Source organism: Flavobacteriales bacterium (assembly GCA_020635855.1).
In the GTDB taxonomy this organism is placed as follows: Bacteria; Bacteroidota; Bacteroidia; order JACJYZ01; family JACJYZ01; genus JACJYZ01.
This window is the reverse complement of the sequence record JACJYZ010000003.1, coordinates 226,801-239,789: the sequence shown is the minus strand read 5'-3', so window position 1 is coordinate 239,789 and position 12,989 is coordinate 226,801. Positions and strand designations below refer to the sequence as shown.

12 protein-coding genes and 1 other RNA gene are annotated in these 12,989 nt (G+C 46.6%); 6 read left to right on the top strand and 7 right to left on the bottom strand.

Features of this window, described 5'->3' with window-relative positions; all coding sequences use genetic code 11:
* Nucleotides 1-117: 117 nt before the first annotated feature.
* The 4 genes from H6585_09325 to H6585_09310 are packed head-to-tail and all read right to left on the bottom strand — an operon-like array spanning nt 118 to nt 6,028.
* The gene (locus H6585_09325; protein ID MCB9448529.1) at nt 118-1,752 is read right to left on the bottom strand and encodes a hypothetical protein; all 1,635 of its coding nucleotides are present in this window, start codon (nt 1,750-1,752) and stop codon (nt 118-120) included.
* Nucleotides 1,745-4,741 (bottom strand): ATP-binding protein, encoded by a 2,997-nt coding sequence (locus tag H6585_09320; protein ID MCB9448528.1) that lies wholly within the window; start codon nt 4,739-4,741, stop codon nt 1,745-1,747. The genes H6585_09325 and H6585_09320 overlap by 8 nt, the downstream gene beginning before the upstream one ends.
* Nucleotides 4,708-5,814: a DNA cytosine methyltransferase gene (locus tag H6585_09315; GenBank protein MCB9448527.1), complete on the bottom strand. Its 1,107-nt coding sequence runs from the start codon at nt 5,812-5,814 to the stop codon at nt 4,708-4,710. The genes H6585_09320 and H6585_09315 overlap by 34 nt, the downstream gene beginning before the upstream one ends.
* Nucleotides 5,815-5,821: 7 nt before the next feature.
* On the bottom strand, nt 5,822-6,028 hold the full coding sequence (locus H6585_09310) for a helix-turn-helix transcriptional regulator (GenBank protein MCB9448526.1): 207 nt from the start codon (nt 6,026-6,028) through the stop codon (nt 5,822-5,824).
* Nucleotides 6,029-6,209: 181 nt separating this feature from the next.
* Between H6585_09310 and H6585_09305 the strand changes: the two genes are divergently transcribed.
* The 6 genes from H6585_09305 to H6585_09280 all read left to right on the top strand — a co-directional run bounded on the left by H6585_09305 (nt 6,210) and on the right by H6585_09280 (nt 9,883).
* Complete coding sequence (locus H6585_09305; protein MCB9448525.1) at nt 6,210-6,539, top strand: hypothetical protein; 330 nt, start codon at nt 6,210-6,212, stop codon at nt 6,537-6,539.
* Nucleotides 6,540-6,650: 111 nt separating this feature from the next.
* Complete coding sequence (locus tag H6585_09300) at nt 6,651-7,049, top strand: hypothetical protein (protein ID MCB9448524.1); 399 nt, start codon at nt 6,651-6,653, stop codon at nt 7,047-7,049.
* 12 nt (nt 7,050-7,061) lie between these two features.
* Nucleotides 7,062-7,331, top strand: coding sequence for a hypothetical protein (locus tag H6585_09295; protein ID MCB9448523.1), 270 nt, complete (start codon nt 7,062-7,064; stop codon nt 7,329-7,331).
* A gap of 2 nt (nt 7,332-7,333) precedes the next feature.
* Nucleotides 7,334-8,170 (top strand): hypothetical protein, encoded by an 837-nt coding sequence (locus H6585_09290; GenBank protein MCB9448522.1) that lies wholly within the window; start codon nt 7,334-7,336, stop codon nt 8,168-8,170.
* Nucleotides 8,167-8,400, top strand: coding sequence for a hypothetical protein (locus H6585_09285; protein MCB9448521.1), 234 nt, complete (start codon nt 8,167-8,169; stop codon nt 8,398-8,400). Before H6585_09290 ends, H6585_09285 begins: the two co-directional genes overlap by 4 nt.
* A 1-nt stretch (nt 8,401) precedes the next feature.
* Entirely contained in the window at nt 8,402-9,883 is a 1,482-nt protein-coding gene (locus H6585_09280; GenBank protein MCB9448520.1) for a recombinase family protein, read from the top strand.
* Nucleotides 9,884-10,094: 211 nt separating this feature from the next.
* Here the strand turns inward: H6585_09280 and ssrA are convergent.
* The 3 genes from ssrA to H6585_09265 form a co-directional block, all read right to left on the bottom strand.
* Nucleotides 10,095-10,456, bottom strand: a transfer-messenger RNA (tmRNA) gene (ssrA, locus tag H6585_09275).
* A 145-nt stretch (nt 10,457-10,601) separates the two neighbouring features.
* On the bottom strand, nt 10,602-12,332 hold the full coding sequence (locus H6585_09270) for a hypothetical protein (GenBank protein MCB9448519.1): 1,731 nt from the start codon (nt 12,330-12,332) through the stop codon (nt 10,602-10,604).
* Nucleotides 12,329-12,943, bottom strand: coding sequence for a sigma-70 family RNA polymerase sigma factor (locus H6585_09265; GenBank protein MCB9448518.1), 615 nt, complete (start codon nt 12,941-12,943; stop codon nt 12,329-12,331). Before H6585_09265 ends, H6585_09270 begins: the two co-directional genes overlap by 4 nt.
* Between the last annotated feature and the right edge of the window lie 46 nt (nt 12,944-12,989).

Here is a 12,989-nt window from a genome sequence, read left to right as displayed (position 1 = left end):
TGAAAATCCTGAGTTTCTCCATTTAACCACCTTTATAGAAATTGCCAAGCCGTTTGAATTGACCTGATTGTCGAAATGAGCTCCGGTAATTGTTGACCCATGAGATTCCCGTTTGGATTAAGTAGCCCAGCGTCTTAACCATTCCGATTCATCCAGACCAACCCTCGAAATTTTTGCGGCAAAATTGTTAACTTCTCGTTGAGCATGTGCTTCCTTCAAGTCGGCTAGCCACTGGAAATGCTCCCCATGGTTTGACTCGAAGTAGTATTTGCCATCGGATTCGTTGGCAAGCACTACCAGATGTTCCGCATTAGGGTTGAATTTGATGGTACGTAACTCAAATGCTTCTTTCATGATCCTTAATTTGATAAACTCATTTTCCTCGACCACAAAATGAAACTTGGAATCGTTCCCCACCTTCTCAAGGGGCAGAAAGAGAAACTTTCTTAAGACATCCACCCGAACACTATCGCATCTTGCCTGAATACACAAATAGTAACGTTCTTCTTGTTCCTCAACACCATTTGGAGGTACTTGTTTTATTAATGTGCCAAGTGTGAGCTTGGGAGCGCTTGACGGTTGTCTTAGATTACTTTTGTGATGTGTGAGAATAGAGAATTTACTGTCGATATCATCAAGTTCATGCGCTTCTCTAAAATATACCGATCCTTTTTTGTGCAGTTCTTTTTCTTTTTTTTCAAATTTTTCAGTCTGCTTCTCCGTGAGTTCTCCATATCCTTGATCAACCCATCTACTCTTACAAGCTTCTACGAATCCTTTTTCAGCCCATGTTTGAACAAACGCAGCGTCAATAACGAAGTCTTTATTAGAAATGGAAATAACACCATTTGTGAAATTCCGGGTATTGATCCACTCGGTAATCCGGTCTAGTGAAGCGGCCTCCCCTGTCCTGTTATAGTGCATTAGGGCCTCAATTGAATTCGTGAGCATTTCAATAAGTTGTTCCTTTGCATCTTCAGGATTTGGCAGGAGCAAGCGATGAGCGAGAAATGAAGCATCCAACTCCTTTTTGTAAAGTTTGATCAATCGAAACGTATTGGCCCTGATTGCTGTGAGCGATTGTAAAACAAAATTGGTAAGCAATCCGGACGTCATGTCGGCAAACTGTGTCAGAATAAAATCCGGCAGGGCTTCGTACGGAACGATTTTGTTTTTGAGTTTGGGGTTGTGCTTATACTGATCTTCACCGGCCTGCTTTGCCAATACGAGAATCCGGATGTTTTCAGTAAAAACGGTACAATCTCCCCTTTGTATATTTTCAATATTTTGCTCTTGTAGATTTTCGTAAGTGGCCTCTGTAATACCAGGTAAATCGGTCTCTCCTGTATAAATCAGAATGAGTTTTAAACTGCCTTTACCGGTTAGCGGATCAGACAAAATTTCGCGAATTATTTTGAGAGTATGCGGCCCGCGCGGATCAATTTCTTCGGCGTCTTCTTCACCGTTATTATCTTCCCCAACTTCCTCTGCTATGTCAATTCTCCAATCCAGTACGGTAACGTCCGCTTTTTTGGCAAGCAAGGCTAGGTTTTCAATATCCGTCAGAGTTTTCGGTTTATATACTGCACATACCTTTTGGCTATTGGCAAATGCACGTGTGATCTCAGCCGCATTGAACTCATGCTTGTTGACTTCTTCCTCATCAGTAAAAGCCCGGTCGTCAATAAAGACTACGCTTTGCAAGAAATCATTGGCAATGGCTTTTGAACTATCGAAAAAAGCATTATTCATTTTCTTCGGGGTTGATTGGCTCGATTTTGAAAGTGACCGTAGTGCCTTCGCGAGACGTGTCCAGAGATATGTTATAATTTTCAGCATTCAGTACCTCCCGACTAATGTGCAAACCCATACCACTACCCTTAGTTGAGCCTTTTCGCTTCCGACTAAATCCAAGGTCAAAAATTTGTTGCTTGTCTTTTGCCTGAATTTCAGGGCCATTGTTTGAAATGTAAATGGCGTTTTCATCGGCATGTAGTCGAATGATTTTTTCTTCGGGGTTGCCTTGATTAAGCCAGTGAATGGCATTATCTACAACATTCACAAACACAGGATAAAAGGTAGACCGGAAACCGTGCAGATTTTTCTTTGCGTATGCCTTTGTATGTTTTAATTGGATGTTATGACGCTCCAAGCGGGGTTTGAAAAGATCGAGTAAGAAGGTCTTTATCTCCAGTGCTCCGATGTCTTCCCGATTTCTGTAAAGCCTTCGGTTGAGCGGAGTGAACAGGTTCAAATATCCGTCCAGATGTTCGAAATTGATTTTAAGGTTTTGGTAAACCCCGTCCAGGTTTTCATTAACATCGGCCCAGGCTCGAAGGTCTTTTATGCTGCTCCTTATGGATTTCACAGTGCTGTTAAACTCGTGGTGGATAACTCCAACGGCTAACCCCAACTGACTTAACTCGATGTCGGCATGGATTCTTTCTTTGAGTTCGTCTAGTTCTTCGGCCATTGCGTCCGTTATCTGGTCGCTTGTTATGATTTCATCGTCTATCCCTTTATCCCAATAGATGGCTTGCAGTTGTTTTATAACGCGTTCCAAAGTGCCCGTAACTCTTTCCTTCCCTTGCAAGATGTCCGCCTCCATCGCTTTCCGTTCTTGAACGAGGTCGAAATCTTCCGAGGAATCAACGGACAGAGTTTTAAACCGGTCTTTGACTTCCCGGATTTGATTGTCTAGATCAATCATGAGTTCGTTGGTCAATTCCTTGACTTTGGCCGTGATCTCGGAAACCGCTTCTTTCGCTTCTTTTTCCTTTCCGGAAGCGGCCTTTTTTGCTTCGGATGAAATAAAGTCAACGGCTTGTTCGAGTCGTTTTCGTTTGCTGATCTCAATATTGAGACGGGTAGTATAGTCTTCTACGTAATCGTCAATTTTGCTAACTGCTTCCTGAAAAAGGCCTGATTCCATCAGTAGCAGTTCATCAGTATAGGCTTCGTAATCTTTGCGCGTTTCCCGTGATATGATAAATCCTTTGGGCTGAGGGACCCTTATTTTTTGTTTGTATGCTTCAATTTGCTTTCGGGCTTCCAGTTCTCGCTCAATCAATGCCTGACTAGCTTCTTCGGGGTCTTGTATTGAAGCAATTGCAGCAAATTGCCTTTCCTGTTCCTGCAATAGCTCATCCAGTTCGTTTTTGAACTGATTGTTGCCGAGGTTATCAAAGAATGTATTAAGCGATTGCTGAAACTTCTCTTTTCTGACTTTGGCTTGTTGGTCTCTGCGTTCGAGAGCTTTATAGTACTTCTCCCGTTCGTCCTTCTTTTGAGACCAAAATTCAGCTTTAGGACTACTGCTACCCTCCCTAAAGAAGTCTGCTGCAAGTTGGATAAAGAAGTTTTTTAAGATGTCCTGCAATTGCCGATATGCTTTGTTTTCTATAAACCCTTCACGACCAGCTTTTTCTTTAAGTTTATAGTTATCATTTCGGGTAATGTTTACCACCCCGAACATTCTTCGATAAGAGAAAAAATAAAAAGAAGCACTCTTGGTTCTGTTCTTCTCAACATCTAGAAAGTCATAATCTGAATCTCCATATGGTAAAATTCTAATGTTGTCTCTGTAGATATATATACCACCAAACTTATCTCCCTTTGCTTTTACTCTTGCCCAGTTTTCCGAATCAAGAATTGAGTGACGAAGTGCACCCTGCAAATAGGCGAAATTTATCTTGAATGGACCGCAGTCGGTTGCCTTGAAGTGATTGTCACTCCACGAAATCTTGTGTTCAAAGACCTTTTCATGGTACACTTTAATTGTGCCTGAAAACTGACCAAATTCGTCAAATGTTCCCTGAAAATGGTGATCTGCTAATTCGAAATCTTCGGGAGTAAAGAATTGTTCTTTATCCAAAATATCAAAGTACCGCCCGTCATCGCTGCGATAATCTCTAAAAGCCAGATTAATCAATGGTTCCGGGTGACCGGGTGTCATAGTATTGGTAAACCCCACCAGCATTTTTTCGATTTTGGTGGCATCCTGACTGTCTCTGTCGCCATCAATGTCGTAATTCAGCGTTTCATCAATCGGGGAAATGTAAAAATGTGTTCCGCAGCCATTTCCAAGATTGAAGTTTCCTGCAAGGCTATCGCTTATCTCTTTTGGTGAGACATCGAAGCTGTTTACCGTTTCTGTGATCCGTTCGGCATCTTCGTATGTAATATCATCCGATTTCACTAACACTTTGAGGGAGTCGGTAATCTCCTTTTTCATTTGGTTGATTTCCGATGTAGTAGGCAAATCGTCAAATTCCTGAATGGATACAATAACATCATCCAAATCAAGTCCGGGAAGTTCGAATATGCTCCAGTTTATGAGTGCGGCAACAATTTTGTGGTTTTCGCCCGGTCGTTTTGCTTTGGTTAGAATGAGTACCTGGCTGCCAATGGATGCGATGGCCAAGCGACCGATTCCCTTTTCTCCCATAATGGGACGCTCAGGCTTGTTGGGGTCTTTAGGAGGAGGTGGAGTTTTTCTATTGGAAAACTTGCTTTCGGTTCCCAATGTCAACCAACGTGATTCAAAATCGTTTCTGGTCATGCCAAGCCCATTGTCTCGTAGGATCAGGAGTTGATTTTTGCGGAAATAGTCTATTTCAACATTATCGGCATAGGCATCGTGAGCGTTTTTAAACAGTTCGTTTATCGCAGTAGGAATCCCGGCTATTTGTTGTCTGCCAAGTAAGTCTAACGCTCGTGCTCTTGCTTTGAATTTTGCCATTTATTCCAATGTTCTTGTATTGATAGGCCGATGGCTTCCGCCAGTTTTGGAGGAACTGCATTTCCGATCATAGTAGCAATAACTCCCTTGTTGGTAGAATAGAAGTTATAGTCTAAAGGAAATGATTGCAACGTAGCTCCTTCACGCAGTGAAATTCCACGATCCTGATCCGGATGTGAGTACCTTCCGGTACTGGTGTAAATGAAGCGTGTTGTTATTGTTGGTGATGGTTTGTTCCATGCCATACGACCATAAACATCATGATGTCCATCATGATTCTTGTAACATTCCAATTGCAGCTTTGCATTGTTTGCCCATGCTTTACGTGACCCTCCGTTTTTCGGAGTTTTTTTCACTCTCTTCATATTGAGGTCGGTCAAGCGTGCTGCACTGTGCATAAATTCGGTTTTATCTTCGGTACCCGCACTGATCTGCGGAAATTGTTCATAGTTCCCAATAGCTTCTTTGACAGTGACAAGGTTTTCCTTTCCACGCATTTGTTTGGGCAATGCAATGCTATCGGTAAGACGGCTTGCTACCAATACAAACCGTCTTCTGTTTTGGGGCACACCGAAGTATTTGGCATTTAGCACGTTTTGGTCAAAAACATACCCTTCTTGTTGCAGTGCTTTTTTAAAACGGTGCAATGGGCTTCCCGTTCTGGTTTCAAGCCCTGGAACATTTTCAATAAACACAAACCCGGGGCGATAAAACAATACGAACTCCTTGAAATCGTCTAACAATAGTCGACTTCCTTTGGATTTTGTTTTATCGGACTTGAGGTTGGAATAGTATTGACAGGGGCTGCACCCGACAAAAATAAGGCTATCGTCATCTTTTGTAACGGGAAGTAACTCGCTCAATTTATTCGGGGACAGATTGGAAACATCTTCATTTAAAAATTTCGCACCGTTATTCGCTTCATAGGTCTTTTTGAACTTTGGGTCAATATCTAACCCGCCCAACACGTTAATGCCGATTTTGCCGAATCCGCAACTTACTCCACCCGCTCCGCAGAAGAAATCTACGGCTTTTAACTCGGGCTGCTGAAGTTGTTTTTCTTTCGTTTTCAAGCTAAAGTTATTTTGAAGATACAAGCAACTCCCTCACATCTACATCCAACGTCTTAGCGATCTCAAATAAGGTTTCCAGGGAAGGTTGCATTTTGTTGCCGCACCATTTTGAAACAGTAGCCGGTGTTTTATCCAATTGCTCTGCAAGCCATTTATTGGACCGGTCCTTTTCTGCCAACACCACCCGTATCCGGTTCAGGATTTTCTTTGCCATTTCTTGTTGTTGAATGGTTCTGAACCAAATATAAAGCCTATTATTTTCCGCTTACATTTACCTTATAATGCCAATAATGTATGTATTACAGCAACTATTAGTTGTAATATGACAATAATTGAATATATTTGAACTTAATTATCAGGGCAATTTGTTGTATTAAAAATATAATTACTTGTCTATGAAGAATAACAAAATGTCTCAGAAAGACCTCATCCTCCGCCTCATCCGGGATGACCTGATCCACTACAGGCTGGTTTCCGGCCTGTCGGACCTGAACCTGTTGCCGGATCATTACCACTTGTACCTGGGGGAAACCGTCATGTCGCTGGTCGGTTTTACGGAAGGGTCTTATTACGACCTGGTGTATGAGCGCATATACATGCCCATGACGGAACAGGTCACTGCCATTGACCTGATGAGTCCTGCATTGGATCATCTGGCCAGCGGAATATACACCGCCCTGATGGATGCCAGGGAGGTGGAGGCGGCCATGTGTAAAGTTGTGTAAAGTTCTGCGACAATGTTTGACTTTCTTTTTCATTTTGCGACAAAACGTGAACAGTGATTGGGACACTTGTATTTCTTTTGGGATAATGTCAATGACAAAAACCAAACACCTATGTCAGAACAACCCAAGAACACAGAAAAACCGGCTTCCGTTGCTGGCACTTCGCAACAGGAAGATTCCTGGAAGGCCATAGCTGCCTTCATCCAACATCCCCTCGTCATCGGCCTGCTCAGTGGAGCCGCAGGCTACTATGTCGGCCACCGGGGCAAAGAAGTGGCAGTCCTGCGCTGCGAATACCTCACAAAGCAACTGCAAAGACTGGAGCGGGAAAAGGAAGAATTGAGAAAGAAACTGCGTGCCCAGCAGGAAGAGATATTTACCTTGAAGGCAAAGCTTGAGATGGCACAACAGCAAGCCGCGCAAAGCAAAACCCTGCCGTTTGGGGAACCGCGGGCGCTCCGTGAACCGGATGGAACGCAAAAGCCCTATGGCAGAATCATGTTAGACTAACACCCTAAGCCCATGAGCCAGATCACAACCGACACATACAGCGTTCCGGTGGACATCATTGCGGCGGCATCCACCGCCCTGTTCCGGGGAAGGGTCAATGCCCAATTGCTGGATGGGGATGAAGACAGCGGAACCGTCAAGCTGCGCATCACCAGTGATGAGCAGAACCCGCTTCATCGCAAGGCAATGGAAAACTTCCGGTGGATGATCAGCCAGTACAATGGCTATCGGCACGGAGATACAGAAAACAACGGCTATGTAGAAACCGACCTGGAGGACTGACCATGCAGAAGACCTGTGCACATTGTAAAAGATCATTCACCGCCGGGCGCAGTCACCGGCAGTATTGCAGCGCCTCGTGCAAGCAATACGCCTACCTGCTGCGCAATGGCATGACGCCTTCCGGCAAGAAACCGGATGAGGAAACCGTCCATACGTCAACACTCCTGCCTGCCGAAGAAGTGACACAACATTTTTCGATAACGCCGACCGGTCTTCACATACCGTCCGAACCTATCAATGAAATCGTCAATGACGTCAACCAGGAAGAAGCGTCAATGACCGTTCCAACACCTGAGCCGGATGGCCACAAAGAAGAAACGTACCAATGGATACGCCCGGCCCTCATTGACGGTATTGAAAGGCGCCTGAACAAAAGGATAGGGGAAAACCTGGACTACAATTACCATTTCCAATGCCCGGAGACCATGCCCTGTTTCGAGGAAGAAATATCAACCGTTTGCTGGGTCAATGAGCGCCTGAAATGTTTGCTTCACTGTCTGCTGAAAGTTTCTCACCGTGCCTTTGTCAACCACCCGACCCTTGCCGCCCTTGCCCGGGGATTTGGCCTGCTGGCCGCTTCGCAGCATTTCCGGCAACTGCCCCCGTTCTATCCGTATGACCGTTTCATTGAGCGGAAAGCACAACAGCTGCTGCGGGTGACACAGGAAGCAGCCGCTTACAAAAAGATCAAATGCAGCATGGATGTGGAACAGAAAATCAAAGTGCTGTGCATGCTCCACGAGATCGGGGACTCGGTGCCACTGAGGAAATTTTCGGAACTGACCTTTGGAGAAGACAGTGATGGGCTATCACAGATCAACCAACTGAAACGCGCATGACCTCACCCCAACATAGCAAATGGGAAGACCTGACCTTAGAGGATGTCAGGGCGATGGAAGCCTACAAGGACTACAGCGATGAAGAAATAGAAAGCCTCCTGGAAACCATCCGCGTGTTCGCGGAGATCGCTTATGATGTATGCGCCTTGCAGAAAGCATCCACCCAACCGGGTGAAGCCGGAAAGATCATTCCCCTGCATGACAATAAGAACCGTAAAAAAGCAGCATAACATGGACCGCAAGAAAACCGTCAATGACTGCAAACCTGACGCCCGGCTTGACAGCGAATTGCTGGGGCGATTTGCCAAAGGCAGCAGGAGCGCCGCCGTCCGCTCCAACAATTGCGTCATTTATACAAGGGTCTCATCCAAGGAACAAGCCGAGAACAACATGAGCCTGGACACCCAGCGCAAAGCCTGCGAGCAGTTTGCCATGCGGAGCCAATATACCATCATGGGTTACTTCGGCGGAACGTATGAAAGTGCCAAGACCGATGAGCGGCAGGAATTCAACCGCATGCTGCATTTTGTCAAAAAGAGCCGCGAGAAGATCGCGTGGATCATTGTCTACAGCGTGGACCGCTTCTCACGTTCCGGGGCCAATGCCATCTACCTCAAAGAACAACTCAAGAAGCAAGGCATCCTGATTCTGGCCGTGACCCAGCCCACCGATGCGACCACGGCCAGCGGCAGTCTTCAGCAAAACATCCAGTTCATCTTCTCAGAATACGACAACGAGCTGCGCCGGGAAAAGTGCATGGCAGGGGTCAAGGAAGCCTTGTTGCGGGGAGAATGGTGCAATGCCATCCCCACGGGTTACGACCGGGTAACCGTCAATGGTCAAAGAAAGATTGTCGTCAATGACCAAGGCAAACTCTTACGCAAAGCCTTCCTCTGGAAAGCCAACCAGGGCATCAGCAATGAAGAAGCACGCGGCAGACTGGCGGCTATGGGCCTGAAACTGTCCCACCAGCGCATATCATCCATCTTCCGCAATCCTTTCTACTGCGGATGGATGGCGCACAATGCCCTGGAAGGAAAGCTGGTGGAAGGCAACCACGAGAAACTCATCTCAAAGGAAGTCTTTTTGAAAGTCAACAACATCCAGAACCTCAATCCGCATGGCTACAAACATAAAAATGAGAATGACCACATCCCCCTGAAAATCTTCCTGCAATGCGACCACTGCGGAACCTCAATGGTCGGCTATATCGTCCGAAAGAAAAAGATATGGTATTACAAATGTCGCAAGAAGGGTTGCGCCAATAACAAAAGCGCCAAAGCGCTGCACCTCACCTTTGAAAACATCTTATCGTCATTGACGCTTGACCCCAAACATGCCCCCTTGCTCCGGGAGCAGATGATCCGCACCTATACCCGGCTGAACCGGGAGAATGAAGAGGCCACCGCGCTGCTGCAACGCCAGTTGGATGAGATCGAGGGCCGCATGGAAAGGCTGGAAGAGCGCTATGTCACCGAGGAGATCACACAGGAACTCTTCGTCAAGTACCGGGAGAAATTCAGCCGGGAGCGGGTGCAGATCGTGCGAAGACTGCAACAACCGGACATCGGGAGTTCGAACCTGGAAATATATGTGGATGCGGCCTTGCATTTTGCCGAAAACCTGCGTCAGGTTTGGGTAAGCGGCACCTTTGCGGAGAAACAGCGCCTCCAGTACCTGTTGTTTCCGCAAGGGTTGCGGTACAGGAGCTGACCGACATCAGTTCGAACCGTCAAGAACAGTAAATGACTGGGGGATAAACGGATAATTGTAGGCAGGAAGGAAAGGGTCATTGACGATTTACCTCGCACCTAGACATACTGGGTCAGCATACAGTGTGAGCAACAGCAACAGGGACAAAAACAACAAGAGCATAAGCTACTACATACTCACTGTATGCTGTTGCTGTATGCTCTTGCAGTTTTTGTGGAGCTGGCGGGAGTCGAACCCGCGTCCAAACAAGCAGGAACCAGGCTTTCTACATGCTTAGTGTTTCCTTGATTGTCGGGATCGGACCGGCGGAACACAACCTATCCGAACCTTATTCCCTTTATCTCATCTATCTGCCGGGACCTCAGACAGACCATCCCGATCTTATGATGCCTCTATGTGCGTGCCAACGGGCCGGGCCCACACGAGACAGCTTACTGCTAATCCTAGATTAGGCAGCCAGCGCGAAGTTAGATTCGCCTTTTGTTGGTTGAGTATCGGTATTTACGAGCCGGATACACAGCGCTCGACATGCTTACAAGGCCACTGATCTCGCTGTCAAAACCGGTCAGCCCCATAACACAAAGATACGATATCCGGCGCGCTTTTGGCGATGTTGCCCGCATAAACTAAAAAAACCCGTCAAGGGTGGGACGGGTCTTTTCAGTTAACAGAAGCCATCCTGAACAGGAACGATGGCCACCGTTTATATCATCAGATGTTATTCGGATGTCAGGAACTCCTTCAGCTTAACGAGTGTGCCGCGCACATCGTCGGAAGTCTTCATCGTTAAATCTACTTCTTTGGCACCATTCGGCAATGCACGAATTTGGTCCGGCCGCACATATGCAACGGTCTCATCGTCAATGATGGCGAGTATGGCCATGCCAGCGCTGCGATCCAGTGAAAGTCGTTTTGCTTTACCGAACCTGACCACTGCATTGGGTTCTTTATAGATACAGTACAGGTCACGATAAGCCAGCGGCTCTTTGTCTTCATTATACAGATTCACATCCACCACCTGCGGTGTCTTGTAGCGGAATACCTTCTCACAGCTCCACAGACCGAACTCACCAATACTGAATGAGCGCTGTATGTACATGGAGTTGTTCACACGCTTGTGACGACCGCGCAGGATCTCAAGTTGTGCTTCCGCAATCGAATCCTGCATATTCAGATAATCGATATACAGGTCTGAACAGGTCTTTCCGCGGAACCTACCCGCAAACGAGGGCAGGAGGTTCACCACCACACGCTTGTTGTTTTCGCGTTGGAGGAAGATCATTGACAAGTAGTCACGCGGCGGGTTGTAGGTCACCTTCACATGATCCCAGAAGCGATAGATATAGTTACCACCTTTGAAACTATTGGTGAGCAGTTCTTCGAAGAAACGCGTATCGTCGGTTTGAATGCCCCTCTCGTAGTGCCATACCATCTGATCGAACACCTTCATCTCGGGTTGAATGTCTACAATATCCGAGAATGTGAAGTTCAAGGACCCCTGACGTTTGTATGCGGATCTGTCGGTGATCCTCAGGGCCGGGATGTAATTTGTAATGTTGCGAATACCGAACCGTTTGACTTCCGGCTTATCATCCGCCATGGCAATGTCTTTTTTCTCAGCCTTGGCAGCTTCACGTCTTTTCTTGCGCTCGGTGGAGTGTCCTTTTTCATCCACCTCAAAGACCGCTACCTCATCTTTGCCACGGTACTTCCAATTCTGGGCCTGTTCGTCAAAACTATACAGATTGAAGCTGGAAGCCTGATCCGTTGAGGCAATGTGAATACGGATCGGGTTATCAGGGTTCAGAAGCAATTCATCATTGCCTTTGAAAGCACGGATTTCGAGCATTCCCGCAGATTGCAGGTTATGATAAGTACCTGCGGTATCATATCCCATCGGCACACCTGCCAGCAGAATATCCATGGATCCGTTCAATTCGCGGTATTTCACTTTTACTTTACCTTTCAGCGGGCGACCGATCTGGTTCAGGAACGCATGAGGAGGTATCTGGATGCGGGTTCCGGAACCGTATTCGAGTTCGGCTCCTTCCGCGGCATCCACAATGTATTCTGTGAAATCCACGTCAATGTTCTGGGAAGCAAAGGGCGCCCGCCAGGCATTCAATTGTTCAAAAGCATTGGATTGTTCGATGACATCTGCCACATCTACCGGGCCGGTTGTCATATCTTCCACCATGGGCTGCAAGGTTACCTCAGCCCCTGTGTTCCATACATACTTATATCCAGCGAAGCCTCCGAATACCAGCGCAGCTGCCGAAGCCATGTAGATCAGCTTACGCGCCATGCTACTGGCTCCAAAACCGCCTGTTCCACGGCTTTCACGCGTATAGCGATCCACATCCGATTTCAGCTTGCCGAAATCCTTGAAACGCTCTATTTGGTCTGGGCTCGGGACTTTCCTCCCGATGTTTACGTTCCGGATGATCATAAAACGGATGCATTATAATTTGTGATCAACTTGGCTAATTTCTTCAACACTCTATGGACTTTCACTTTTGCATTGTTCTCACTGATGGCCAGCACCTGGCCTATCTCTTTATATGATCTCTTTTCAAAGAATCTCATGTCGACCATTTCCAGTTCATCTTCCTTTAATTCCCCCAACACCTTGATGAGCTTACCCATCTTCTCTTCCGTGTAATCCTCACCCGAGCTTTCAATGATGCTCTGGATGTCGCTGATCGACTCTATATTGACCGAACGGTTCGTTTTGTTCCGCCGGAATTCCATATTCAGTTCATTTGTGGCGATCCTGAACAACCACGCAGAGAAGGGAGTTCCCTTGAAGGTGTAGTCTTTCAGATGCACCATGGCTTTAAAAAAAACCTGCGATGTGATATCAGAAGCCGTCTGCATCTCATCCACACGCTGGTAAACAAACCGAAAGATCCGTTCGTAATACCGGTCGTACAGGACCTCAAAGCGCGCATTGTCTTGTTGCGCCGCCCTGATCTCCTCCCACTCGCGCTCAATGTCGCCACGTTCCATGTGGTACATCGACTGCTCGTAGCTTCCGGATGAACGGTTCTCGTCGTGCATAATGCAAGAGGGCCAAAAGGTTACAGCCCTTCCACCAAATTTAACA

Coding starts and splice junctions, on each gene's coding strand:
- H6585_09290 (MCB9448522.1), top strand. CDS start 7,334: ATGCAGAAGACCTGTGCACATTGTAAAAGATCATTCACCGCCGGGCGC.
- H6585_09300 (MCB9448524.1), top strand. CDS start 6,651: ATGTCAGAACAACCCAAGAACACAGAAAAACCGGCTTCCGTTGCTGGC.
- H6585_09265 (MCB9448518.1), bottom strand. CDS start 12,943: ATGCACGACGAGAACCGTTCATCCGGAAGCTACGAGCAGTCGATGTAC.
- H6585_09320 (MCB9448528.1), bottom strand. CDS start 4,741: ATGGCAAAATTCAAAGCAAGAGCACGAGCGTTAGACTTACTTGGCAGA.
- H6585_09310 (MCB9448526.1), bottom strand. CDS start 6,028: ATGGCAAAGAAAATCCTGAACCGGATACGGGTGGTGTTGGCAGAAAAG.
- H6585_09285 (MCB9448521.1), top strand. CDS start 8,167: ATGACCTCACCCCAACATAGCAAATGGGAAGACCTGACCTTAGAGGAT.
- H6585_09305 (MCB9448525.1), top strand. CDS start 6,210: ATGAAGAATAACAAAATGTCTCAGAAAGACCTCATCCTCCGCCTCATC.
- H6585_09325 (MCB9448529.1), bottom strand. CDS start 1,752: ATGAATAATGCTTTTTTCGATAGTTCAAAAGCCATTGCCAATGATTTC.
- H6585_09295 (MCB9448523.1), top strand. CDS start 7,062: ATGAGCCAGATCACAACCGACACATACAGCGTTCCGGTGGACATCATT.
- H6585_09270 (MCB9448519.1), bottom strand. CDS start 12,332: ATGATCATCCGGAACGTAAACATCGGGAGGAAAGTCCCGAGCCCAGAC.
- H6585_09280 (MCB9448520.1), top strand. CDS start 8,402: ATGGACCGCAAGAAAACCGTCAATGACTGCAAACCTGACGCCCGGCTT.